27 protein-coding genes are annotated in these 22,466 nt (G+C 67.4%); 13 read left to right on the top strand and 14 right to left on the bottom strand.

Annotated elements, in window-relative coordinates; genetic code table 11:
• Positions 1-1,122, bottom strand: a 1,122-nt coding sequence (locus G579_RS0112295) for an HD-GYP domain-containing protein (protein ID WP_081662778.1), incomplete at its 3' end; no start/stop codon positions are given.
• Positions 1,123-1,479: 357 nt separating this feature from the next.
• On the opposite strand from G579_RS0112295, the gene G579_RS0112300 reads away from it, so the two are divergent.
• The 4 genes from G579_RS0112300 (at position 1,480) to G579_RS0112315 (ending at position 3,408) form a co-directional block, all read left to right on the top strand.
• Complete coding sequence (locus tag G579_RS0112300) at positions 1,480-1,767, top strand: hypothetical protein (protein ID WP_028990420.1); 288 nt, start codon at positions 1,480-1,482, stop codon at positions 1,765-1,767.
• Between the two features lie 137 nt (positions 1,768-1,904).
• The gene (locus G579_RS0112305) at positions 1,905-2,108 is read left to right on the top strand and encodes a dodecin family protein (RefSeq protein WP_028990421.1); all 204 of its coding nucleotides are present in this window, start codon (positions 1,905-1,907) and stop codon (positions 2,106-2,108) included.
• Positions 2,109-2,167: 59 nt separating this feature from the next.
• A complete protein-coding gene (locus G579_RS0112310; RefSeq protein WP_028990422.1) occupies positions 2,168-2,893 on the top strand; it encodes a BON domain-containing protein in 726 nt (241 codons plus the stop codon).
• Between the two features lie 194 nt (positions 2,894-3,087).
• On the top strand, positions 3,088-3,408 hold the full coding sequence (locus G579_RS0112315; RefSeq protein WP_028990423.1) for a YMGG-like glycine zipper-containing protein: 321 nt from the start codon (positions 3,088-3,090) through the stop codon (positions 3,406-3,408).
• 160 nt (positions 3,409-3,568) lie between these two features.
• Here the strand turns inward: G579_RS0112315 and G579_RS0112320 are convergent, their stop codons facing one another.
• Positions 3,569-4,414 carry an HDOD domain-containing protein gene (locus tag G579_RS0112320; RefSeq protein WP_162143004.1) on the bottom strand — a complete coding sequence of 282 codons (846 nt, stop codon included), beginning with the start codon at positions 4,412-4,414 and terminating at the stop codon, positions 3,569-3,571.
• A gap of 170 nt (positions 4,415-4,584) precedes the next feature.
• Between G579_RS0112320 and G579_RS19375 the strand changes: the two genes are divergently transcribed.
• Complete coding sequence (locus tag G579_RS19375) at positions 4,585-5,010, top strand: hypothetical protein (RefSeq protein ID WP_211218739.1); 426 nt, start codon at positions 4,585-4,587, stop codon at positions 5,008-5,010.
• A gap of 53 nt (positions 5,011-5,063) precedes the next feature.
• On the opposite strand, the gene G579_RS0112330 is transcribed toward G579_RS19375, so the two are convergent.
• On the bottom strand, positions 5,064-6,341 hold the full coding sequence (locus tag G579_RS0112330) for a putative PEP-binding protein (RefSeq protein WP_028990425.1): 1,278 nt from the start codon (positions 6,339-6,341) through the stop codon (positions 5,064-5,066).
• Between the two features lie 7 nt (positions 6,342-6,348).
• Positions 6,349-8,817: a molybdopterin-dependent oxidoreductase gene (locus G579_RS17460; protein WP_038019894.1), complete on the bottom strand. Its 2,469-nt coding sequence runs from the start codon at positions 8,815-8,817 to the stop codon at positions 6,349-6,351.
• A gap of 185 nt (positions 8,818-9,002) precedes the next feature.
• Here G579_RS17460 and G579_RS0112340 point away from each other — a divergent pair, with 185 nt between their 5' ends.
• The 5 genes from G579_RS0112340 (at position 9,003) to G579_RS0112360 (ending at position 14,740) form a co-directional block, all read left to right on the top strand.
• Positions 9,003-10,226 (top strand): glucose-1-phosphate adenylyltransferase, encoded by a 1,224-nt coding sequence (locus tag G579_RS0112340; protein ID WP_028990426.1) that lies wholly within the window; start codon positions 9,003-9,005, stop codon positions 10,224-10,226.
• Positions 10,227-10,259: 33 nt separating this feature from the next.
• Positions 10,260-11,075, top strand: a complete 816-nt coding sequence (locus tag G579_RS0112345; protein WP_230973850.1) for a dienelactone hydrolase family protein — start codon at positions 10,260-10,262, stop codon at positions 11,073-11,075.
• Between the two features lie 185 nt (positions 11,076-11,260).
• The gene (locus G579_RS17465; RefSeq protein ID WP_038019897.1) at positions 11,261-13,411 is read left to right on the top strand and encodes a VTT domain-containing protein; all 2,151 of its coding nucleotides are present in this window, start codon (positions 11,261-11,263) and stop codon (positions 13,409-13,411) included.
• Positions 13,404-14,186 carry an endonuclease/exonuclease/phosphatase family protein gene (locus G579_RS17470; RefSeq protein WP_051181578.1) on the top strand — a complete coding sequence of 261 codons (783 nt, stop codon included), beginning with the start codon at positions 13,404-13,406 and terminating at the stop codon, positions 14,184-14,186. The genes G579_RS17465 and G579_RS17470 overlap by 8 nt, the downstream gene beginning before the upstream one ends.
• Entirely contained in the window at positions 14,183-14,740 is a 558-nt protein-coding gene (locus tag G579_RS0112360) for a metallophosphoesterase family protein (RefSeq protein ID WP_028990428.1), read from the top strand. Before G579_RS17470 ends, G579_RS0112360 begins: the two co-directional genes overlap by 4 nt.
• A 15-nt stretch (positions 14,741-14,755) precedes the next feature.
• Here the strand turns inward: G579_RS0112360 and G579_RS0112365 are convergent, their stop codons facing one another.
• The 6 genes from G579_RS0112365 to G579_RS0112390 form a co-directional block, all read right to left on the bottom strand.
• On the bottom strand, positions 14,756-15,178 hold the full coding sequence (locus G579_RS0112365; protein WP_028990429.1) for a hypothetical protein: 423 nt from the start codon (positions 15,176-15,178) through the stop codon (positions 14,756-14,758).
• A 108-nt stretch (positions 15,179-15,286) separates the two neighbouring features.
• Complete coding sequence (locus G579_RS0112370) at positions 15,287-15,526, bottom strand: sulfurtransferase TusA family protein (RefSeq protein ID WP_028990430.1); 240 nt, start codon at positions 15,524-15,526, stop codon at positions 15,287-15,289.
• A 10-nt stretch (positions 15,527-15,536) separates the two neighbouring features.
• Positions 15,537-15,953 carry a DsrE family protein gene (locus G579_RS0112375; RefSeq protein WP_028990431.1) on the bottom strand — a complete coding sequence of 139 codons (417 nt, stop codon included), beginning with the start codon at positions 15,951-15,953 and terminating at the stop codon, positions 15,537-15,539.
• 50 nt (positions 15,954-16,003) lie between these two features.
• Positions 16,004-16,597 (bottom strand): TetR/AcrR family transcriptional regulator, encoded by a 594-nt coding sequence (locus G579_RS0112380; protein WP_051181582.1) that lies wholly within the window; start codon positions 16,595-16,597, stop codon positions 16,004-16,006.
• 126 nt (positions 16,598-16,723) lie between these two features.
• Positions 16,724-17,215: a WbuC family cupin fold metalloprotein gene (locus tag G579_RS0112385; RefSeq protein ID WP_028990433.1), complete on the bottom strand. Its 492-nt coding sequence runs from the start codon at positions 17,213-17,215 to the stop codon at positions 16,724-16,726.
• A gap of 4 nt (positions 17,216-17,219) precedes the next feature.
• Positions 17,220-17,981: a glucose 1-dehydrogenase gene (locus G579_RS0112390; protein WP_028990434.1), complete on the bottom strand. Its 762-nt coding sequence runs from the start codon at positions 17,979-17,981 to the stop codon at positions 17,220-17,222.
• Between the two features lie 312 nt (positions 17,982-18,293).
• Between G579_RS0112390 and G579_RS17475 the strand changes: the two genes are divergently transcribed.
• The 3 genes from G579_RS17475 to G579_RS19085 all read left to right on the top strand — a co-directional run bounded on the left by G579_RS17475 (position 18,294) and on the right by G579_RS19085 (position 21,328).
• Entirely contained in the window at positions 18,294-19,820 is a 1,527-nt protein-coding gene (locus tag G579_RS17475; protein WP_051181585.1) for an outer membrane protein assembly factor BamB family protein, read from the top strand.
• A 78-nt stretch (positions 19,821-19,898) separates the two neighbouring features.
• A complete protein-coding gene (locus tag G579_RS0112400) occupies positions 19,899-20,984 on the top strand; it encodes a TQO small subunit DoxD (protein ID WP_051181587.1) in 1,086 nt (361 codons plus the stop codon).
• Between the two features lie 173 nt (positions 20,985-21,157).
• Positions 21,158-21,328 (top strand): hypothetical protein, encoded by a 171-nt coding sequence (locus G579_RS19085; protein ID WP_155989855.1) that lies wholly within the window; start codon positions 21,158-21,160, stop codon positions 21,326-21,328.
• Here the strand turns inward: G579_RS19085 and G579_RS0112410 are convergent.
• From G579_RS0112410 to G579_RS0112425, 4 genes are all read right to left on the bottom strand, one after another.
• Positions 21,325-21,576 (bottom strand): BrnA antitoxin family protein, encoded by a 252-nt coding sequence (locus G579_RS0112410; protein WP_028990436.1) that lies wholly within the window; start codon positions 21,574-21,576, stop codon positions 21,325-21,327. The genes G579_RS19085 and G579_RS0112410 overlap by 4 nt on opposite strands.
• A complete protein-coding gene (locus tag G579_RS18735) occupies positions 21,560-21,832 on the bottom strand; it encodes a BrnT family toxin (protein WP_155989857.1) in 273 nt (90 codons plus the stop codon). The genes G579_RS0112410 and G579_RS18735 overlap by 17 nt, the downstream gene beginning before the upstream one ends.
• A 60-nt stretch (positions 21,833-21,892) precedes the next feature.
• Positions 21,893-22,102 (bottom strand): integrase, encoded by a 210-nt coding sequence (locus tag G579_RS17480; RefSeq protein WP_211218740.1) that lies wholly within the window; start codon positions 22,100-22,102, stop codon positions 21,893-21,895.
• 97 nt (positions 22,103-22,199) lie between these two features.
• A partial coding sequence (locus G579_RS0112425; protein WP_162143005.1) for a transposase occupies positions 22,200-22,466 on the bottom strand: 267 nt, incomplete at its 5' end.

The raw sequence follows: 22,466 nt of genomic DNA on the forward strand, positions 1-22,466 counted from the left end.
GCGCACCTTGTCGCTTTGGGCGAGGAAGGCGTGGACGCAGTCGGGGTCGAAGTGGCGGCCGGCCTGCTGCTGGAGGTAGCGGCGGGCATCGGCGACCGACCAGGCCGGCTTGTAGGGCCGGGTGGAGGTCAGGGCATCGTAGACGTCGGCCACCGCCACGATGCGGGCGGCCAGCGGAATGGCCTGGCCGCGCAGGCCCTGCGGATAGCCGCTGCCGTCGTACTGCTCGTGATGGCCCAGGGCAATCACCGCGCCGAGCTGCAGATAGCGCGACGGACTGCCGCTCAGGATGGCATGGCCGATCGTGGTGTGCGCCTGCATGATGCGGAACTCCTCGGCGGTGAGCCGGCCGGCCTTGAGCAGGATGCTGTCGGGCACGCCGATCTTGCCGATGTCGTGCATGGGCGCGGCCAGCTCGATCTCGTCGCACTCGGCCTCGCTCAGGCCCACGGCTTCGGCCAACAGGCGCGAGTACTTGGCCATGCGCAGCACGTGATTGCCGGTCTCCTCGTCGCGGTACTCGCCGGCCTTGGCCAGGCGCAGCAGGGTCTCGCGCTCGCGGGCGCGGATCTCGCGGGTGGCCAGGGCCACCTGGTCTTCCAGCCAGTGGGCGCGGTGCTTGATGAGCTGCTGCTGGCGGCGCAGGGTCAGCAGGTTGCGGCAGCGGGCGCGGCATTCGTACTGGTCGATGGGACGGGTGAGGAAGTCGCTGGCGCCGGCATCCAGGGCCTGGTAGCGGATCTGCGGGTCCTCCACCACCGTGATCACCACCAGCGGCACGTCGGCGCAGCCGGGCAGGGCGCGGATGCGCTGGATGAAGGTCACGCCGTCCATGCTCGGCATCTTGTAGTCGGTCAGGATCAGGTCCGGCGGCTGCCGCTGGGCACGCGCCAGCGCCGCCTCCGGCTCCGCAAAACTCTCCACCACCAAGCCCGGATCCATCGCCCGCACCAGCTCCTCCAGAATCTTCCGGCCGGTGAACTGGTCGTCCACGATCAGCACGGAGGCACGGGTGGAATGCTGGTCGATCGGATCGCGGGCTCGCGTCGATTCCCCCGCTGCCTTGCCGGACTGCGTTTTCTGGAAGCGCGATAACTGGATCACCGATGTGTTGGGCTTCATGTCAGTTGTTTGAGGAGTCGACCGGAATTGGCAGGTGAACCGGCCGGTGCGCCCGGCCAGTGGGATATGGGTCGAGTGTATAACCGTACCGTCCGAATGACCAGCCTGTGTTTTTATGGGAAATAGTCCACAGCTCGCATATGGCAAGCTGGCAACGGAAAAAGGCTGCTGTCGGGCATTTTCGGATTGCAGGCCGGAGACGCGCCCGGGGCCGGCTGCTACGGCCTGGCGCGGTGCCTTCGCCGGAGGGGCGATCTCCTACTGAAGTAGGTTGCTCCCTGTTGTCCTGTCCAGCAAACTAGCCGCTAAAAGGGATTCGAACAACGGGCTTTCTCATTCTTCCGGAGGAGAAGAACCATGGACGTGCTCAAAAGGGTGGTTGCGGACCTGACCCTGCTTGCCTGTCTGACCGCCGCGCCCGCAGGTTGGGCTGCCGCCCCGGAGCCGAGTGGCGCCCCGGGCGCAGTTGCGCCCGTCAATCCGGCTGACGGCAAAGGCGCCGATTCGAACGGCAAACACGAGCCGGAGGCCAAGATGCCCAAGCTCAACCCCCTCAAACCGCGCGACAACGGCACGCCCGCCATCATCCAGGAGGAGTTGCCCAAGGTGCCTGCCGTGAAGGCGCCGGTGGTCAAGATCATTTAGCGTGTCCGGCCCGCGGCGGAGCGGGGCCAATGGAACCTGAGTAGGATGGCCTTCGCAGGTACGCGGAGGGAAACTCGTCACTCAGAGGCCGTTGCCGGCCAGCTCTTTCTATTGCATCCAACATGGAGGGCGCAGTCATGGGCGATGTGGTGAAGGTCATCGAAGTGCTGTCCCAATCGGACAAAAGCTGGGAAGACGCCGCGGCGCAGGCCGTGGAGCGCGCGAGCAAGACCCTGCACAACATCAAATCGATCTACATCGAGAATTTCGAGGCCAAGGTCGAGAACAACCGCATCGTCGAGTACCGCGTCAATGCCAAGATCAGTTTTCTGCTGGATTAGTTGGCTCCGCGTCGAGCGCTTCAGCCGCTCGCTGCGGATCCGTAGAGGAGGGCTCCGGCATGTCTACCCAGGAAGAGGCTTTGAAAGCGGTTCACGCGGCGCTTGAGCGTGAGCGTCGCATCAACCTGCATCAGCATCCCATCGAAATGCAGTTTGAAAATGACGACTTGGTGTTGGCGGGGGAGGTGGGGAACATTGCGGCCAAGAAGCTGGCGCTGGAGCTGGCCGCGGCTGCGCCCGGCGTCGGCGGCATCGTGGACCGGCTGCGTGTCGTGCCGGCCGAGCGCATGGGCGACGGTGCCATTCTCGACCACGTGCGCGATGCCCTGCTGCAAGAGCCCGAGCTGTCGATCTGCGACATCCGGGTCTGGGAAAAGGGGCACGAAGAAACTATCCGGGAAACCACCGTGGAGCTGGCCTGCGTCATCCAGATCAGCGTGGCGGACGGCGTGGTGACGCTGGATGGCCAAGTGGACAGCTGGGGGCGCAAGCGCATGGCCGGCGCTCTGGCCTGGTGGGTGCCGGGCACCCGGGACGTGGTCAACGCCCTGGAAATTCTGCCGCCCGAAGAGGACAGCGACGACGAGGTCACCAACGCCATCCAGTTCCTGCTGGAAAAGGATCCCTTCGTCAACGAAAGCCAGATCCGCGTTACCACCCGCAACTACGTGGTCACCCTGGAAGGGGAGGTGGCCAAGGAAAAGGAAAAGGAGATGGCCGAGGCGGATGCCTGGTTCGTCTTCGGAGTGGACAAGGTGGTCAATCGCCTGCAAGTGCAGGCGTGAGCAGCGCCCGGGCACTGCCTGGGCCCGTGTGTTTCCCACCCATCCCCGCGCCCGCCCGGGCCGGGCGCACTTTGTCCCAGCCGCTGGATGCCGAAGTTCATCCCCTGCCGGTAAACCGTGCCGGCCATGCCGCGTTGATTGCTATGACGGATGCCGACAGGCATCGACGGGTGATACCCAAGGAGTCAGTCATCATGAACAAAACAATTATGGTTTTGGCGCTGTCCGTCCTGCTGGGCGGCTGTGCTTCCGTCGGCGGCCCCGGCAATGAACGCGCCACCAATGGCGCCGTGGGCGGGGCGGTGGCGGGCGGCGTGCTGGGTGCGGTCGTGGGCAATCAGAGCGGCAACCCGCGCACCGGCGCGGCCATCGGCGCGGCCACGGGCGCGCTGGTGGGCGGCGGCATCGGCAAGGCGCGGGATGAGGCAGCCCGCAGTGCGCAGTGTCCGCCGGGCTACACCTGCATCCCTCAATGTCCGCCCGGCTACGACTGCATTCCGCAGCGCCGCTGGTAGCGCAGTATGCTGCCTAATTTTTGGGCAGGCGTCAGTCCGATGTGCGAGGTGCGACTTTGGTCCTATTTCCCCCAAGGTTATCCACAGATTTTGGGGATTACCCACGCGCTAGGCATCCAAGGGGCTGGCCCTGCTGGCCGCCGTTGCGGCGGAAGCTGAGTCAGCCCAACATCTCGTAAGCGTCCTCCTTGAGATCCCTCAGGTCTTCCGGAGCGAGATCCAGCTCGAACAGCGCCTTGGCAAGGCCCTGGGCTTCCGGGGACGCATCGGCGGGAGCACCGCTCAGCATAGCGGCATAGCTGTGATCGATGTGTTCCGCCAGCAGCAGGCAGGCGCTCAGCTTGCGGGTCGGCAGATCCGCGTGGATGTCCACGTCCGGGCTGTGGTGGAAGAGAATGGCCTGGCAGACAGCGGCGGGCAGATGCCAGGATTTGGCCACCAGATAGCCCACGGCGCAGTGATTGGTGTGATAGGCCCGCTCCTCGGCCTGCAGCGTGTCGGCCGCGGGCTGCTGATTCAGGGCGGCCGGTGCGAGAGGCAGGTAGTCCGGGAATTTCTGCACCAGCAGCGGCACAGCGCAGTCATGGAACAGGCCGGCGATGTAGGCTTCGTTTTCCATGGCGGGATTGCGGAACAGGCGCCTGGCGATGAAGGCGGCGATCCTGGCGGCCAGGATGGAATGATTCCAGAAGGCCTCGTTGATGGAGTGGCGCTGATCCAGCTTGAGAGCTTCGCTGAGGGCCGAGGCGATGACGACGTTCTTGAAATGGGTCAGTCCCAGGATGGTCAAGGCCTGCTTGACGGAGTCCACTTGCTTGCGGGCGCCGAAGAAGGGCGAGTTGACCACCCGGATGATCTTGGCGGTCAGGGCGGGGTCCTGGCTGATCAGGCCGGTGATCTTGCCGATGTCCGGCTCCGCCTGCTTCAGTTCATCGTCGATGTCCAAAACCAGTTTCGGTTGCGCCGGGATGCCGATGCTTTTGATGAGTTTTTCGGCTTTTTCCAAGTTTGTTTGTTCTTGCGCCGCGGCTGCGGTCATGGCGGATCCTCCTTCGGCCGTTTTTGTTTCGGCTAAGCCTATCGTCTCATTTTATTGAAAAGCAGGCGTGTTACAAATGAACGTTTCATGACGGGCCAGCCTGCTTTGCAGGCGCCCGAGCCAACGGAGGTCCTAAGATGAAGGCGTCCTATCTCGTTCTTTCCACTGTATTGGCGGGCGGCATCGCGCTGACGGCCGCGGCGCAGACGGGTGCGCCCGCTGCGGGCACCTACGGGCCGGGTACCGGCCCGCACATGATGCGCGGCGGCATGGCGGGCGCGGCCGGCATGATGGGGCAGCACCCCATGTCCGGCACGGTGACCAAGATCGATCACAAGACCGGCATGCTCACCCTGAAGACCGGAGTCGGCAATCTGCAACTGCATTTCCCGCCCAGCTCCCTGGAGGGGGTGAAGGAAGGCGATACCATTACCGTGCACCTGGCCTTCAGCAAAGGCACGGCGACCGGCGGTGCCATGGGGGCGCCTGCCGGGGCCGGCACGGGCGGCGCCGCGGGTACCGGCGCCGGCGGTCTGGGCGCGCAGCCGGGCCGGGATTACTGAGCAACTGCTGCTTCGGCGAGGGAAGGGGAGCCTCTGGCTCCTCTTTCTTTTGGTCAGGCCGCGCTTGCCGGCAGGCCCAGCAGCCGGCGCGCCTGTTCCGCGTCGCGCGCCGCACACAGGGCGTCGGCCAGACACGCCGCGCGATCGATGTGCGTGTCGGCCACCTGCCGGGCCAGGAAGGGGATCATCACCGGTTCCACCGAGAAGATCCGAAAGCCCAATCCCAGCAGAATGGGCAGGATCTTCGGGTATTGGGGCAGCAGCCCGCACAGCTGCAAGCGGCCGACGGCTTCGCCGGCATCCCTGGCCAGCATCTGCAGAAATCGGTATAGCGCCGGAGCGTAGGGATCCAGCAGCGGCGCCAGCTCGGGTTGGTCCCGATCGGCGGCGAAGAGGCACTGCATGAGGTCGTTGCAGCCGACGGCCACGAAATCCGCCAATTCCATCCATGCCGGCAAGGCCAGGGCGGCGGCCGGCGTTTCCACCATGACGCCGATGGGCAGGTGCTGCGATCCGAGCGCCTGCTCCATTTCCCGCCGCCAGCGGCGAAACTCCGCCGGATGGGTGACGAAGGGGATGAGCACGGCGAGATCGAAATCGCGCGCCAGCTCAGCCAGCGCGGCCGCTTCCGCGCGCCAGGCGCGGCACACCGGCTCGCGTCCGTAGAGGCGGACGCCCTGCAGGCCGAGTGGGCCGGCCATGCCCGGCAGCGGCTTCAGCCAGGCCGGGCGCTTGTCGGGGCTGATGTCGAGCAGGCGCACGGTCACGGGGAGGGGGCGGGCGGCCTGGCAGAGGGCGGCCAGCGCGGTGCGGTAGGCGGCGGCATCGGGTACTTGGGAGCTTGCCGACAACAGGAATTCGGAACGCACCAGGCCGATCCCGCCGGCGCCGTGGCGCACGGCCCGGGCCGCGCCGTCGGCATCGGCAACGCTGGCGCGCAGCTCCACTGTCGCGCCATCCGCCGTGCTGACGGCGACGCCCGGCGCGGGCGCGGCGGGCGGCCCGGGGAGCGCTGCGGCGGGCGGGGGCAGGGTGATCAGGCCGGTGGCGCCGTCCAGCAAGGCCGCGGCGCCTTCGGGCAGTCGCGCCGCCTGTGCCGCCGTGGCCAGCACCGTGGGGATGCCCAGGCCGAGAAGGCGGATCATCGCGTGGGAAAAGGGCGCCCCATCGACCACGATCAAGCCGGCGGGGCATGCGGTCAGGCGGTCGAGGGCGGCGGCGGACAGTATCAGCAGGCTGTTGCTGCCAGGATCCCCGGCGCGGCGCAGTACGCCGCGCACGCACCCGGGCGCGAAGGGTTGGAGCTGCAGGCGCTGGGGGCGAGCCGTCATGGCCGCCTCACGATGTCGTCCGCAGGGTTTCGGCGCGAATGGGCAGGCGGCGGATGCGCCGGCCGGTGGCGGCGAAGACTGCGTTGGCGACTGCCGGCGCCACGGGCGGCACGCCCGGTTCGCCCACGCCGCCGGGCGGCTCGCGGCTGGGCAGGATGTGCACCTCGACCAAGGGCATTTCGTCCATCCGCAGAATGGGATAGTCGTCGAAGTTGCCCTGCAGCACGCGGCCATGGGTCAAAGTGATCTCGCCCTTGAGGGCGGCGCTGAGGCCGAAAGCCACGGCCCCTTCCATCTGCGCCGCCACCGCATTGGGGTTGACCGCCAGACCGCAGTCGACGGCGCAGACGATGCGGTGCACCCGCACCCGGCCGTCCCCGGCGACGGAGACTTCCGCCACCTGCGCCACCCAGGAGCCGAAGGACTGATGCACGGCGGTGCCGCGCCCGTGGCCGGACGGCAGCGCGCGGCCCCAGCCCGCCCTCTCGGCGGCCAGCTCCAGCACTCGCTGATGGCGCGGGGCGTGATGCAGCAGGTCGAGCCGAAAGGCATACGGGTCGGCGCCGGCGGCCGTCGCCAGCTCGTCCACGAAGCCTTCGATGGCGAAGGCGCTTTGGGAGTGGGCCACCGAGCGCCAGGCGCCGGTCGGCACGCCCGGGTCCGCTTCCGTGTGTTCGACGCGCACATGAGGGATGGCGTAAGGGAAATGGGCGCCATCGAGGGAGGCGGCGGGGCCCGTCACCCGGTGCAGCCAGGCCAGCGGCCGCCCGTGGGCGTCCAGTGCCGCCGCCAGGTAGTTGTGGTTGGCCGGCCGGTAGTGGTCATGGCGCAGGTCGTCCTCCCGTGTCCAGACCACCTGCATCGGTGCATCCACTGCCCGGGAGAGCTGCACCGCTTCGGCCACGAAATCCTGCTGCAACCGCCGGCCGAAGCCGCCGCCCAGGAAGGTGCTGTGGACCCGGATGGCGGCCGGCGACAGGCCGGTGAGCTCCGCCACCGTTTCCTGCGCGCCGCCCTGGGCCTGGGTCGGCACCCAGACGTCGCAGCCGTCCGCCCGCACGTGGGCGGTGCAGTTCATGGGTTCCATGGCCGCGTGGGCGAGATAAGGCGTTTCATAGACCGCTTCCAGCCGCCTGCCCGCTTGGGCGAAGGCGGCGTCCAGCTGGCCGTCGTCGCGCACGGGCGTGCCCGGATCGCGGGCGGCGGCTGCGAGGGCGGTGCGGATGGCGGCGCTGTCCAGCGCGGCAAGGGGGCCCGCTTCCCACTGTACGGCGAGCGCCTCCCGGCCCTGCTTGGCGGCCCAAAAATCGTCGGCGATTACCGCGATGCCGCTGGCGATCGGCACTATCCGCTGCACGCCTGGCACCGCCTCGGCTGCCCGGACATCGACGCTCACGGCGCGCCCGCCGAAGCTGGGGCAGCGCAGCACGACGGCCACGCGCATCCCAGGCACTTGCACATCCACGCCGAAGACAGCACGGCCGGTGATCTTGAGCGGCGCATCCAGCATGGGGGTCGGCTGGCCGATGAGGCGGAAAGCCGTGGGGGGCTTCAGGACCACCTGCGTCGGTGCGGGCAGGGCGGCGGCGCGGGCGGCCAGGGCGCCATAGTCCAGGCGGCGGCCGCTGGACGGGTGCAGCACGGCGCCGTGCGCGGCGCGGCAGCTCGCGGCTTCCACGCTCCAGATCCGGGCCGCCGCGGTGATGAGCCGCTCCCGCGCCTGTGCGCCGGCCCGGCGCAGCGGCTCCCAGGCGGCGCGCACGGCGGTGCTGCCGCCGGTGCTCTGCTTGCCGAGAAGCGGGTTGATGTAGGCCGGGCCGGCCGGGGCGAACTCGGTGCGGACGGCGGACAGATCCACCTCCAGCTCTTCCGCCACCAGCATGGCCAAGCCAGTCAGCACACCCTGGCCCATCTCGGCGCGGTCGATCAGGATGGTCACGGTGCCGTGTTCGTCGATGCGGATCCAGGGATCGAACTGGAACGCGGTCGCGGAAATCGGCGGCGGAGCGGGTACGGGCGGCATGTCCGCCGAGCCGGCGGCGCGGTGGATGGCCCGGCGGATGCGCTGATAAGTGCCGCAGCGGCAGAGGACGTGCGCCATGGCGGCATCGATGTCGAGGTCGGTGGGCTGAGGATGGGCGGCCAGGAGCGCCGCGGCGGCCATGATCTGTCCCGGCTGGCAGTAGCCGCATTGGGATACGTCCTCGGCGAGCCAGGCGCGCAACAGGGGGTGATGCGGATCGGCGGCGAGGCCTTCGATGGTGGTGACTTCTTTGCCGGCCGCGGCGGCGAGCGGGGTGACGCAGCCGCGGACGGGAGCGCCGTCCAGATGCACGATGCAGGCGCCGCAGGCGCCGATGCCGCAGCTCGGCTTGCTGCCCATGAGACCGAGCCGATCCCGCAACGCCCACAGGAGCGGCATGTCGGGATCGGCTTCCACCATCTGTCGCACGCCGTTCACAACGAGGACAGTCATGTCGTATCTCCGCTGGTGCGGCCGTCCGGGCGCCTCATCACGAGATACTAAGCAAGGCCGCGGCGGCCCGTCCTCCGACCATGGCAGGATGCCGGCGCGTGCTCCATAGGGCGGATGCGCGGGTCCGAACACGCCGTGCCATGCTTTGTCCTAGCTATAATTCAGACAAACAAGGGGGTGCAAGCATGGCTACACCCAGAATCCTGGCGATGGTGATGGCCGGCGGGGAAGGCAAGCGCCTGCATCCGCTGACCGCCGAGCGCTCGAAGCCGTCCGTGCCGTTCGGCGGCCGTTACCGCATCGTGGATTTCGTGCTCAGCAACATGATCAACTCCGAGATCCACGCCATCTACCTGCTGGTGCAGTACAAGTCCCAGTCCCTGATCGAGCACGTGCGCCGGGCCTGGGCCGTGTCGCCGATGATCCTCGGCCACTTCGTCACGGTGGTGCCGCCGCAGATGCGGGCCGGGCCGGACTGGTTCCAGGGCACCGCCGACGCCGTCTACCAGAACCTCAATTTGATCTATCAGCACCGGCCCGATCTGATCGCCGTCTTCGGGGCCGACCACATCTATCGCATGGATATCCGCCAGATGGTGAACTTTCACCTCGAGTGCGGCGCGGATGCCACGGTGGCGGCGCTGCCGGTGCCCATCGAGCAGTCTGCCTCCTTCGGCATCATCGCCGCCGAGGCCGACGGCCGCATCCGCGAGTTCCAGGAAAAGCCCGCGCAGGCCACGCCGATGCCCTCGGACCCCAAGCGGGCTTATGCTTCCATGGGCAATTACCTGTTCAGCTGCAATGTGCTCATCGAGGCGCTGGAGGAGGCGCACCGCAACGGCGAGAACGATTTCGGGCACCACATTTTGCCGCGCCTGACGCGCACCCACGGCGTGTACGCCTACGATTTTTCCACCAACCGGGTGCCCGGGCTCAAGCCTTACGAGGACCAGAGCTACTGGCGCGACGTGGGCACCATCGACACCTATTTCAATGCCCATCAGGACGTGCTCGGCGAGCAGCCGTGCTTCGATGCCTTCAACCTGCAGTGGCCCATCTACTCCAGCAACTATCAAGGGCCGATCGCCAAGATCCTGAGCGGCGATATCGAGAACAGCATCCTGGCGGGCGGCACCGTGGTCAAGGGCGCTTCCGTGCGCAACTCGGTGGTGCGGCGGGAGGTGATCCTGGAAGAGGGGGTGGAGCTCGAGGACTGCATCATCATGGACTACGTCTGCGTCAAGCGCGGCAGCAAGCTGCGCCGCACCATCGTCGACCGCTACAATGTGATTGAGCCGGGTACGCGCATTGGCTATGATGCCGACGCCGACCGCCAGCGCTACGTTGTCACCCCGTCGGGCATCGTGGTGGTGCCGGCCGGGCGGCGCGGCCTGGATTTGCTCTACTGACCGGTCCATCCCCGGGATTACAGGAAAACGAGCATGGATAGACGCAAGTTCATCGCCCATTCCGCCGCGCTGGCGAGCACGCCGTTGCTGCTGAGCGGGCCTGCCCAGGCCCGTACCGCTTTGCGCATGCACCAGGTGGAGAGCGGCACCGTGAAAATCGGGTCCGAGCTGTCGGGCTTTTACGCACGCCCGGCCGGCCGGGGGCCGTTCCCGGGCATTCTCCTCTTCATGGAGGCCTTCGGCCTGAACGAGCACATCCAGGACGTATGCAAGCGCTTGGCCAGCCTGGGCTACGCCGCCCTGGCGCCGGACCTCTATCACGGCAAGGTCTTTCCTTATGCCGAGCGGGAGCGCGCCATGGCCCAGCTGAAAACCCTCGACGACGACCAAGTGATGGCGGAGGCGGGGCAGGGCCTGGCCTTTCTGGCGGCGCGCGCGGAGGTGGCGGACGGCCGGCTCGGCACCATCGGCTTTTGCATGGGCGGGCGTCTGGCCTTCCTGACCAACATCACCCACGGCAGCCGCCTCCGGGGCGCGGTGTCCTTCTATGGCGGCGGCATCGCGCCGCGGCAGGACCCCCTGGGCCGGAAGCCCCTGCTGGACCGCGTCGCGGAGCTCCGGACGCCGGCGCTGCTGCTCTACGGCGCCAAGGACAGTTCCATCCTGCCCGACGAGCACGCCCGCATCGCCGAGGCCCTGTCGGCTGCCAACAAGCGCTATACCTTGAGCGTTTTCCCCAATGCCGGCCACGCCTTCTTCAACGACCAGCGCGACAGCTACGTGGCACAGGCCGCTGCCGAGGCCTGGCAGATGACCCTGCACTTCCTGGCGCAGAATCTCAAAGCCTGAGCCGACCCGCAGCAAGCGTTGTCGGCCCTGCGTTTGTCAGGGCCTCCTCCCTTTGGCTCGCCCGCGCAGCACATTGCGCGGACGGGTTGTCAAAAGCCATGTTCCCAGGCACTGTGCCGCGCCCGGCGCAGGCCGCCGTTTTCCTTGACCGGACCGCTGCATGGATGCGGTGTGCGCCTTGACCCATGACAAAGACGAGCATTCTTGCGGAAGGCAGAAACTGCTGGCGCCTGGCGCCGGCCCGGCGCGCCGCCTTTCTGGTGGACGGCGATGCCTATTTCCGCGCCTTTGCCGCCGCCGTGGCGCAGGCGCGGGAGTCCATCTACATCCTGGGCTGGGACATCGACAGCCGGCTGCAGCTGCGGCGCGACGACGGACCCCGCGATCTGCCCGTCACGCTCGGCGATTTCCTGAACACGCTCGTATCGCGCCGGCGCGGCCTGCGCGCCTATCTGCTCGGCTGGGATTTCGCCATGATCTACGTCTTCGAGCGCGAGCCCTTTCCCCTCTACAAGCTGGACTGGCGTACCCACCGCCGCCTGCATTTCCGGCTGGACGGCAGGCACCCGGTCGGCGCCTCCCATCACCAGAAGGTGGTGGTGGTGGACGATGCGCTCGCCTTCGTCGGCGGCTTCGATCTGGCCATCCGCCGCTGGGACACGCCCGCGCACCGGGCCGACGAGCCGCGCCGGGTGGACCCGGCGGGCGTGCCCTATCCGCCCTTCCACGACGTGCAGATGGCGGTCGACGGCGCGGCCGCCGCCGCCCTCGGCGAACTGGCCCGCGAGCGCTGGCGCCGCGCCACCGGTCGCTATCCGCGCACGCCCCAAGGCGTGGGCCACGATCCCTGGCCGGGCTGGCTGCGGCCCGACCTGGAAAACGTGCAGGTCGCCATCGCGCGCACCGAGCCCGCCTACCAGGATCACCCGGAAATCCGCGAGATCCAGGCCCTGCACCTGGACGCCATTGCCGCGGCGCGACACTTCATCTACATCGAAAATCAGTACTTCACCTCCAGCCTGATCGCCGAGGCCCTGGCCGCCCGCCTGCAGGAGCCCGACGGCCCGGAGGTCGTCATGGTGCTGCCCGAGCGGCAGTCGGGCTGGCTGGAGGACAGCACCATGGGCGTGCTGCGCGCCCGCGTGCTGCGCCGGCTGCGGGAAGCGGACCGGCACGGCCGCCTGCGGGTGTATTTCCCGACCGTGCCGGGGCTCGGCGAGCACTGCATCGGCCTGCATTCCAAGATTCTGGTGGTGGACGACGTGCTGGTGCGCGTCGGCTCCTCCAATCTCAGCAACCGCTCCATGGGCTTCGATACCGAGTGCGACCTGGCCGTGGAGAGCGGGGATGATGCGCGCATTGCCGCCGGCATCGCCCGTTTCCGCGATCGCCTGCTGGGCGAGCACCTCGAAGTGGAGCCGGCACGGCTGGCCGAGCGCATCGCCGCCGAGCAGTCGCTGATCCGGGCCGTGGCAAGCCTGCGCGGCGGCGAGCGGACGCTGCAGCCGCTGGAGGTGTCGGTGTCCGAATCCTTGGATCACCTGGTGCCCGACGCGCCGCTCATAGACCCGGAGAGCCCGGAGGCGCCGGAACGGCTGCTCAAGGATTTCCTACCCGCGGAGTTCCCGCGCCAGGGCAAGCACAAGCTGCTGCGCTTCGCCGTGCTGCTGACCGGCCTGGCCGCCTTGGCCGCCGCCTGGCACTGGACGCCGCTGCGTGACTGGCTCAACGTGCGCACCCTGGCGCGCCTGGCGGCATCCCTGGGCGAGCAGCCGCTGGCCCCGCTTTTCGTCATCGGGGCCTATCTGCTGGGCAGCGTGGCCATGGTGCCGATCACCCTGCTCATCGTCGCCACGGCCCTGGCCTTCGGGCCTTGGCTCGGCTTCGGCTACTCGCTGCTGGGGGCGCTGCTGGGGGCGGCGCTGACCTACGCCATCGGCCATCTCCTGGGCCGCGACACGGTGCGCCGCCTGGGCGGCTCGCGCCTGAACCGCCTGAGCCGCCAACTGGGGCGCCAGGGGGTGCTGGCGATGGCGGTGGTGCGCCTGCTGCCGGTAGCGCCCTTCACCATCGTCAACATGGTGGCGGGCGCCTCCCACATCCGCTTCCGGGAGTTCGTCATCGGCACCCTGCTCGGCATGAGCCCCGGCATCCTGGCCATCACGGTGTTCGGGAACCAATTGGCCAACGCGATCACTAATCCTGGTGCGAAAAGTTACGCGGTGCTGGCCGTCGTGGTCGTTTTGATCGTACTGGCGGTGCTGGCCGTCCGCCGTTGGCTGGCCAAGGACGAGGCGCGCGCCGCGGAGTTTGCCAAGGAAGGAGAGCATGTCTGAATTCGGAAGCAAGTTCGTCGCCAAGCCGTTCCGCTTCGCGGCGGCCTCCTACAACATCCATCAGTGCGTCGGCATGGACGGGCGCTGCGATCCGGGCCGGGTGGCCCAGGTGATCCGCGAGCTGGAAGCGGACATCATCGGCCTGCAGGAAGTGGACTCGCGCCCCGGCCTCGGCAAGGAGTCCATGCAGATGGATTTCCTGGCCAACGCCACCGGGCTCGACGCGGTGCCCGGGCACACCATCCAGCGGCACGACGGCGATTTCGGCAATGTCCTGCTCACGCGCCATCCGATCCGCGAGGTGCGGCAGATCGACCTCAGCGTGCCCGGGCGCGAGCCGCGCGGCGCCATCGATGCGGACGTGGACATCGGCGGCCATCCGGTGCGGGTGATCGTCACCCATCTGGGACTGCAGGCCGCCGAGCGCCGCCAGCAGGTCAAGCGCCTGCTGGAAATCCTGCGGGAGGAGCGCAGCCGCTTCGTGATGGTGCTCGGCGACTTCAACGAGTGGCTGCCGTGGGGCCGGCCGCTGCGCTGGCTGCATGCCCATCTGGGCAAGCCCGCCGCCGCCCGCACCTTCCCGACCGCCTTCCGCTGCCTGGCCCTGGACCGCATCTGGATGCAGCCGCGGCAGGCAATTCGGGAAATCCGCGTGCATGACACCCGCTTGACCCGCGTCGCCTCGGACCATCTGCCGCTGCGGGCCTCGGTGCTGCTGGATGCCGCCCTGGCGCAGCGCATCTTCGACAAGCAGGCGGAAGGCGCGCTGTCGTGACGGGCGGCGTCCGGGTGGCCTTGCTGGCCGATACCCATGGCCGGGTGGACGAGCGCATCGTCGAGCTGGTGGCCCAGTGCGACTGCGCGGTGCATGCCGGCGACATCGGCGCGGCGGCGGTGCTCGACGCCCTGCGCCCGCGCGGCGGCGTCGTGCTGGCCGTGCGCGGCAACAATGACGTGCCGGACAAATGGCCGGCGGGGGAGGGGGATCGGCTGCAGGGTTTGCCTTGGGAGGCCAGCCTGGAGCTGCCGGGCGGGCGGCTCGTGGCCGTGCATGGCGATCGCGCCGGCCCCGGCAGGACCCGTCATGCCTGGCTGCGCCGGGCCTACGCCGATGCCCGCGCCGTGGTCTACGGCCACAGCCACCAGCTGAGCTGCGACCAAGCCCAGGTGCCGTGGGTGCTGAATCCCGGCGCGGCGGGCGGCACCCGCACCTTCGGCGGGCCGTCCTGCCTGATCCTGCACGCGAGCGACGCGCGGTGGCGGGTGGAGCTCAGGCGTTTCGAGCCGCTGGCCCGGCCGCGCCGGAGTGCCGGCACCGACCGCCGTTGACGCCCAGTCTGCGCTTCAGCCGCGCTCCGCATCGGGCGCGACCCGGATGCGGCCCGGCATCGGCGGCGAGAAAAAGGTCCGCCGCACCAGTTCCCAGGACAGGGAATGGCTGCGGTTCCAGGGCAGCAGCGATAGGCAGCGGGCCAGCAGGCAGTAATTGACCGTCACCATGGCGGTGGTGCCGAGTAGTTGGATGACGTAGATGAAGCGCAACGGCGACCACAGCGCCAGCAGCAGGAGGCCCAGATAGGCGATGCGCACCTGGACCGGAAAGGACGCGAGGCTGCGATCCCGCAGGGCGAAGTGGACGACCTGTATCGCCGTCAATGCGATGGCCGCGTAAAAAGCCGCGAAGTAACCTCCCAGGAGTCCAAGGCCCAGCAGCAGCACGGTGGCGAGCCAGTACCACCACGCCACGGATTTGTTCGGCAGTTTCAAGCGTTGTCTCCTCTGTCTCATGCCAGCGCCGGCCCAGCGGCCGGCGCATCCCGTTCCCGCATCGCCGCCCGGCCGTCGCTGACGGGATCCGGACGGCGAGTGCTTTCCTCACCCTTCCTTGCGCACGTAATAGTGGATCTCCAGGCCGCCGTCGTCGACCGACAGCAGGCGGTTGCCGGTGCGCTCGCACCAGGCCGGGATGTCCTTGCGCGTGCCCGGATCGGTGGCCACGATTTCCAGCACGTCGCCGGCGGCGAGGGTACGCATGGCCTTGTTGGTCTCCACGATGGGCATGGGGCAGCACTTGCCCGAAGTGTCGAGGGTTTCGGTCACGGTGAATGCGCTCATGGGGCCTCCTCTAGAAGTACTGGTAGTGGTCGGCCTTGGCGGCCTTCTCGTTCAGGAACCAGTAGGCTCCGGTGATGCCGGACGCCTCCGGGATCAGGTTGCTGTCGTCCACGCCGAAGATGGCGGCGGCCAGGCTGCAGGCATAGAGTTCGACGTTGCCGGTGTCCTTCAGGGCCTTGAGAATGTCGTGGATGTCCGGGGGCAGACCGGCCTTGGCCACCTGTGCCCGCACCCAGGCATCCTGCTCCCGATGGGCGCCGTCCACGCGCAGCGCGCGGGCGCCGTCCGCGGTGAGGGCGCGCACCGCCCAGTTGACAAAGAGCATGTCCACCTGCGTCCCCTCGGCGGCTGCCAGGTAGGCGAAGGCCAGCGGAGTGAGGATTTTGTCGTAGGCGTCGTCGCGAACCACGATTGCCATGCTTTGCATCGCACACCTCCTATAGAATGAATGTTCGTTCTACTCCGTGCTCAAAAAAATCAGCGGGCCACCGCCCGCCAGGCGCAATGCCAGACCGCATCCAGGTAATGCGGCAGCGGTTTCGGCAGGATGCCATCCAGGCGCATGGTGATCATGCGGATGGGGCCGCCGAAAAGGCAGGTGGCGGCGACCACGGGGTCCGTGTCGCAGATCTCCCCGCGCCGGATGCCCTCGGCGACGATGGCGCGCATGGTCTCGAAGGGCTTCGAGGAGCACACCGGCCGCTCGTTGGGCAGGAATTCCCGGTGCTTGGCGTAGAGCATGAACGCCATGGTCCGCGGTTCGCGCTCCGCCAGTTCGAAGAGCAGCGCCACAATGGCGCGGCAGCGGTCGTGGGCGCCAGCATGGCCCTCGCTGATCATTGCCAGTTCATGCTCCATGCGCTCCATGAGCCCGCGGTAGAGCGCCCGCGCGATGCCTTCCTTGTCCTGAAAATGATGATAAATGGAGCCGATGCTGACCTTGGACGCCCGGGCGATGTCGTGCACCGAAGTGTTGAAGTAGCCCCGTTCGGTGAAAAGCGTGAGCGAGGTATCCAGCACCTGTTGCCGCGTGTCGCCCGTCGGTCGTTTGCCTGCTTGCTGTGCCAGCATCGTTTGCCTCTAGAACGAATATTCGTTTTAATCCAAGCATAGGCCGTGGGCCGCAGCTTGTCAAAGCGGCCAATGGTCTGTCGCCCGGGTCGGCACGGCGTTACCGCTTGGGCGTGCGGCGGTGCGTCAGCCCAGCGGCGATACGCGATCCCCAATGCGCGCGATGGTGAACCATCGCTCGAAGCGCGGGCAGGCCGCGTCGCCCTCCGGCGGCGCCCAGGCGACGAAATCCTTGTCGGCGGTGGGCGAGTAGGGACCTGGCTTGAACTCGAAGAGCACGGTGCCCGGCTCGAGCGCCGCCAGCGTGTGCCAGGTGCCGCCCGGAATCTCCGCGCCGCGGCACGCGCCATCGGGCGAGAGGACCAGCCGTTCGCGCACTTGGCCTTGGTCGTCGAAGCTCAGGAGCACGGCCGCGCCTCTCAGCGCCAGGACGAATTCCCAGCGCCCGGCCGCCGGGTGCCGGTGCGGGCGCACGTAGCTGCCCGGCTCGATGGCGTTGCAAAAGCGCTGGACGCCGTCCGCGGGCTCCGGATGGAAGTTGTAGTTGGCCCGTCGCCGGCCCGAGTCGACGGCCTGCGCGCTCAAGCGCTGCAGCAAGTCGCGGTCGATGGCTTTCATCGGCTCATTCCACGTAGATCATCTTGCGGGTCATGCCGCCGTCCACCACGAAGTCGGCGCCGGTGACGAAGCCGGCCTCGTCGGACAGCAGGTACAGCACCAACGACGCCACGTCCTCCGGCCGGCCGACCCTGCCCGCCGGGTGCTGGCGGTGGTCTTCCTCGCGCAACTGGACCGGGTGGCGCAGGCTGCGCTTCTTCCAGTCGCCGGCCTCGATCCAGCCGGGGCTGACGCAGTTGACCCGGACCGCCGGCCCCAGGCTCACGGCCAGGGCGTGGGTGAGGGCGATGATGCCGCCCTTGGAAGCCGAGTAGGCTTCCGTGGCCGGCTCGGACATGAGCCCGCGCGTGGAGGCGATGTTGACGATGGCGCCGCGCCGCTCACGCAGGAAGGGCGCGGCATGCTTGGCGCCCAGAAAGACGCTGCTGAGATTGACGTCGAGCACCCGCCGCCATTCCGCCAGGCTCAACTCGGTGACCGGCTTGCGGATCATGATGCCGGCATTGTTGACCAGATAATCCAGCCGGCCGTAGCCGTCCACGGCCTCGCGGACCGTGCGCTGCACGTCCTCCTCGCGGGCGACGTCGGCGGCCACACAGCGGATGTCGCCGAGGGCAGCCAGTTCCGCCGCGGTCTCCTGTCCGGCCTCCGCATCCGCCTCCGCGATCACCACCTTGAGCCCCCGCTCCAGGCAGTGCCTGGCGATGGCCTTGCCGATGCCCTGCCCACCGCCGGTGACGATGGCGACTTTTCCATTCAGATGCATATGTCCTCCGCTCTTGCCTGGTACTTTTCCCCGGTTGCGGCATGGCGGCTGCGCGCCGGTGGAGCAATTGTCGGACCGCAGCCCGGATCAGGGAAGACCCGATGGTCCGGGGGCGCCCGTACCCGTCCTTGGACGGAGACGGGCGGATTCCGCAAAACTTCCGCAGCGGCGGCGAGTCAGTAGGAGTAAATGAGAGAAGAAGCTGTTTCAGGCCCGGATCCGGAAGGAAATGACAGCGGCTGGCGACCACTGGACTGCTTGCGCGAGCGCAGTTGCCTATCAACTTGCACGCCTCGAGCAGGAGGTTTTTCCATGGACACCATTCGCTACGCCGCTGTGCTGAGCAGTGTGCTCTTTCTGACCGCAACGACAGGGGGCCATGCCCAGGCGCCCCGGCCGGATGCGGCTCTCCCGTTGCAGCACGGCGGGCCCTATGACCGGGTGTTCTACCCGGAGAATCTGCCCGCGCCGGAGGATGCCCGTTTCTTTCCCCACGCCTGGGAGCAGTATGGCGCGGGGCCCGTGCACAACGCCGCTTTCGCGCCGCCCGCCCAGGAGCCGCGTTGGCTGCGGGACGGGGTGAGCTGGAACTTCGCCGAGGCGCGCGCCTGGCCGCTGTCCCGGGCGGACGGCTTCGATCAGGACGTGATCGGCGAGCGCCGGGCCATGCCCACTCTCACCCAGTTCGCCGGCAATGCGGTGGGCGTGTCGGTGGTCGACGGCATCGTCTACGCCGAAAGCGACGACCAGTTCGCCTATGCCGTCAACGCGCGCACCGGCAAGCTGATCTGGCGCTTCAGCCCGACGCCCAACACCCTCATGGGCACGCCGCTGGTGAGCCATGGGCGCGTCTACCTGTCCGCGGGCAGCGTGGCTTTCAACTTCTCCAATGTCCAGCAGTTCGCCAAGAGCAAGACCGCGGTGCGGGGCGGCGGCGTCGCCTTCAACGGCATCTATGCCCTGGATGCCCGCGACGGCAAGTACCTGTGGCACTTCGGCACCCAAGGCGAAGCCATGCCCACCCCGGCCATCAGCCAGGGCCGCCTGTTCTTCGTCACCGGCAGCGGCAACGCCTACGCGCTGGATGCGGCGACCGGCAAGCAGCTGTGGAAGACCCATCTGGGCGGCATGGCCAACATGTCCAGCCCCATGGTGGCCGACGGCCGGGTCTTTGTCGCCATGTCCTCGCCCGGACACGTGTTCAGCCTGGATGCGGCCAGCGGCAAGGTGCTCTGGAAGTCCACCATTCCGGGCGCCGACAATACCGGCATCGGCGACGTCTCCCCGGCGGTCGCGGACGGCGTCGTGCTGATGGATGCCGTGGCCGATGCGAAAAAGGAGGGCAAGAAAACCACCATGGATACCCGGCTGGTGGCCTTCGACGCCAAGACCGGCCGGACCCTGTGGCAGCACAACATGGGCCGCGGGCCCAAGCCGCCCGCCTTCAAGGGCGGCATGCCCATGGTGCACGACGGCATCGCCTACGTCGGCACCCCGGTGAACAACATCTACCAGGCCTATGAGCTCAAGAGCGGCAAGCGCCTGTGGACCTGGCACGTGCCCAATCCCGGACCAGCGGGCAGCAGCCGCGGGCCGGCGACCTACTACCAGGGCGCCCTGTACATCTCCACCGGACCCGACCTCTACGCACTGGACCCCAAAACCGGCAAGGAACTCGGCCGGCATCACGTGGGCGGGCGCTTCGGCATCGTCAACCCGGTGATCGTCGGCGGGACCCTGTATCTCAGCAACAGCTACGACTGGCTGCATGCCCTGCCGGTGACGGTGGTCAATCCGGGCTTTCACCCGGGAGCCGGAGCGCAGGGGCCCGTGACCTGATTGCCTGGCATCCCTCGACGGCCATGCGCCGCCGGCCGGGAGCCGCCGGCGCGGTTTTCTTTTCGACAGGAGGTTCCCATGTCGACCGCAGCTTATGATGTGCAAGCGCCAAGCCGTGATCCGGACGTTGCTTGGCGTCTCTTGGGGCTGGTGGTGCTCGGCATCCGCCTGGTGCAGGGCTGGATCTACTGGGGCGGCGGCAGCCGGCGCTTCTTTTATGCCCCCGCCAAGCTGGACCCCAGTTCCTACAAATGGATGGCCAACAAGCTCCAGGGTGCCATGCCCGGCGCGCTCTTCGGACTCGATCGCGTCATCGGTTTTCTGCTGCACCATGCCCATTTGCTCCTGGCCACCCTGATCCTGGTGACCGCCCTCGAGCTGATCAGCGGCCTCGGTCTGCTGACGGGCACGCTGACGCGCCTGTCCGCACTGATCAGCATCGGCCTGAGCGCCGCCCTCATGCCGATCTTCGGCTGGCAGGGCTCCACCTGCATCGACGAATGGACCATGTCGGCCAGCAACTTCGCCATGGGTGCCGTCATCTTCACGGCCGGCGGCGGCGCCTGGTCCGTGGATCACTGGCTCATGCGGCGCTATCCCTCCCTGGCCAACCGGCCGTGGTTCCGCTGGTTCGGCAGCGCCCCGTGGCCGCGGCGGACGCTGGAGCGCTGGGCCAAGTTCCTGGGCATCGCGTCCCTGCTGTGGGCGATGGCCTTCTACGGCTACTATCGCGGCGCCATTCTCACGCCCTATCACAGCGGTCCGGTCAGCCCGGCCAAGCACCACATCCAGCTCAGCCATGCCGCCCTCGGCAGCGATGGGCGCCTGGGCATCGATGCCTACGTCAACGGCGGCACGCCGGCGGTCGCTTCCCATGTGATCGACGTGGCGGTGCTGGCCGGGCAGGACGCCGTGGTGGAGCACTGGAATGGCGGGCAATTGAGCGCGTTGTCCCGCAACGCCATCCACAATGTCTACGACTACAACAAGTTCGAGACGGGCATCTACGGGCTGGCCGGGCAGGTGGGCGCCCAAGCGCGCATCGAGCTGCCGCCGGCGCAGCCCGGCTTGCATCTGCCGGCGGGCCGCTATCAGGTGCTGCTGCAGACCATCGGCGGCAACAAGTTCCGGACGACGGCGACGGTGCCGGGCGCCGATCTCTAGACGTGAAAAGGGCCCGGCGTTGCCGCCAGGCCCTGACTTGTTTTGGTGTGGGCACGGCCACTGCCATTATGGTATTTTATATAAAAAATGTAGTAAAATCAGTTGCTTGCGCATAAGACGAAAGTCTGATACAAATATCCGGACCATCATAAAAAAACCGGGAGGCAGCACCCATGCAGGACCAGAATCAGAACATCTATTCGGCCCGCAAAATCCAGATGCTGGCCGGCATCGAAACGCTGGCGCGCCTGCTGGCGCGGCAGGATCTCGAGATCAGCGCCAGCGACCGGGCGGAACTGGCGCTGATCTCCTCTTGCGCCGACTCGCTGCTGGAGCCAGGCTAGGGGGTGGCGTGCAGTTCCTCGCGCAAGACCTTGCGTAAGGTGGCTTCATCCACGGGTGCTGGCGCGCGAGACAAGGCGACCCGCAATGCGTCATTGATCAAGGATTGATACCCCCGGCCCGCCTCATCCGCGCGAGCGCGGAAGGCATCAAGAATATCGTTATCCAGATAAATGGTAATCCTGGTCTTGCCCGGCTGCGCAATGACCGCGCCGCGCCGGGCCTGACTGAAATCATATTCCGCTTTCATAAGTACGCGCCTCTTTCGTTGTCGCCTTGCGGGCGGAAATGATCCTGATATGCTCGCCACGATAGGTATAGACGACGACCAGAACCCGCCCCAAGGCATCTAGTCCCAGGGTCACATGCCGTTGCTCGCCTTCGGCATCCATGTCTTCGCGCGTCAGCGCCAGTGGATCAAAAAGTACCGCCTCCGCATCGGCAAACCGAATGCCATGCTTGCGTAAGTTGCCTTCAGCCTTCCGAGGGTCCCAATCCACTATCATGCATATATTATATGTATATCTGGGACAATATGCCAACTCATGAGACGCAAAGAGGACGGGTCAGCCAGCCCGATGCAGCGGCACCACATCCGCGCCGGCGCGAAGCCGATCCAGGTAATCGGCCCACGCCTGCATCATTCTTTTTCTCTCATCCAGGTGCCGAGTCCTGTTGTAGGCCCGGCCATTGGGGTCCCGGACGGCATGGGCCAACTGCTGCTCGATCACATCAGGGCGAATCCCCAGCACCTCATCCAGCAGGGTTCGGGCCATAGCCCTGAACCCATGCCCCGTCATTTCGTCCTTAGGGTCTGTTCTCAATCAAGCGAAAAGCGTTATGCCATATGCAACCGAGGGGCTCTGTTGAATTTCAAGTGGGTTGCCGGGCATGAGGGTTGATCACTGCGAAGTCGAGCTTGCCGGCGATCAGGAAGATGACGGTTCTGATAGTGGTGAAGCGGGTGAAGCCGCGAGCGCGGCGCTTGGCGGACTGAAACAGGCCGTTGAGCGCTTCGAGGAAGCCGTTGGTCTGGCGGGTCTGGGCCCAGGCGACGATGCCCTCGAGGTGGCGACGGACCATGGCGGCGACCTCCTTCATGGGTTCGACCTTGGAACGCATGACGCAGGTGCACCAGTG

The sequence above is a fragment of the Thermithiobacillus tepidarius DSM 3134 genome, assembly GCF_000423825.1.
GTDB classification, from domain to species: domain Bacteria; phylum Pseudomonadota; class Gammaproteobacteria; order Acidithiobacillales; family Thermithiobacillaceae; genus Thermithiobacillus; species Thermithiobacillus tepidarius.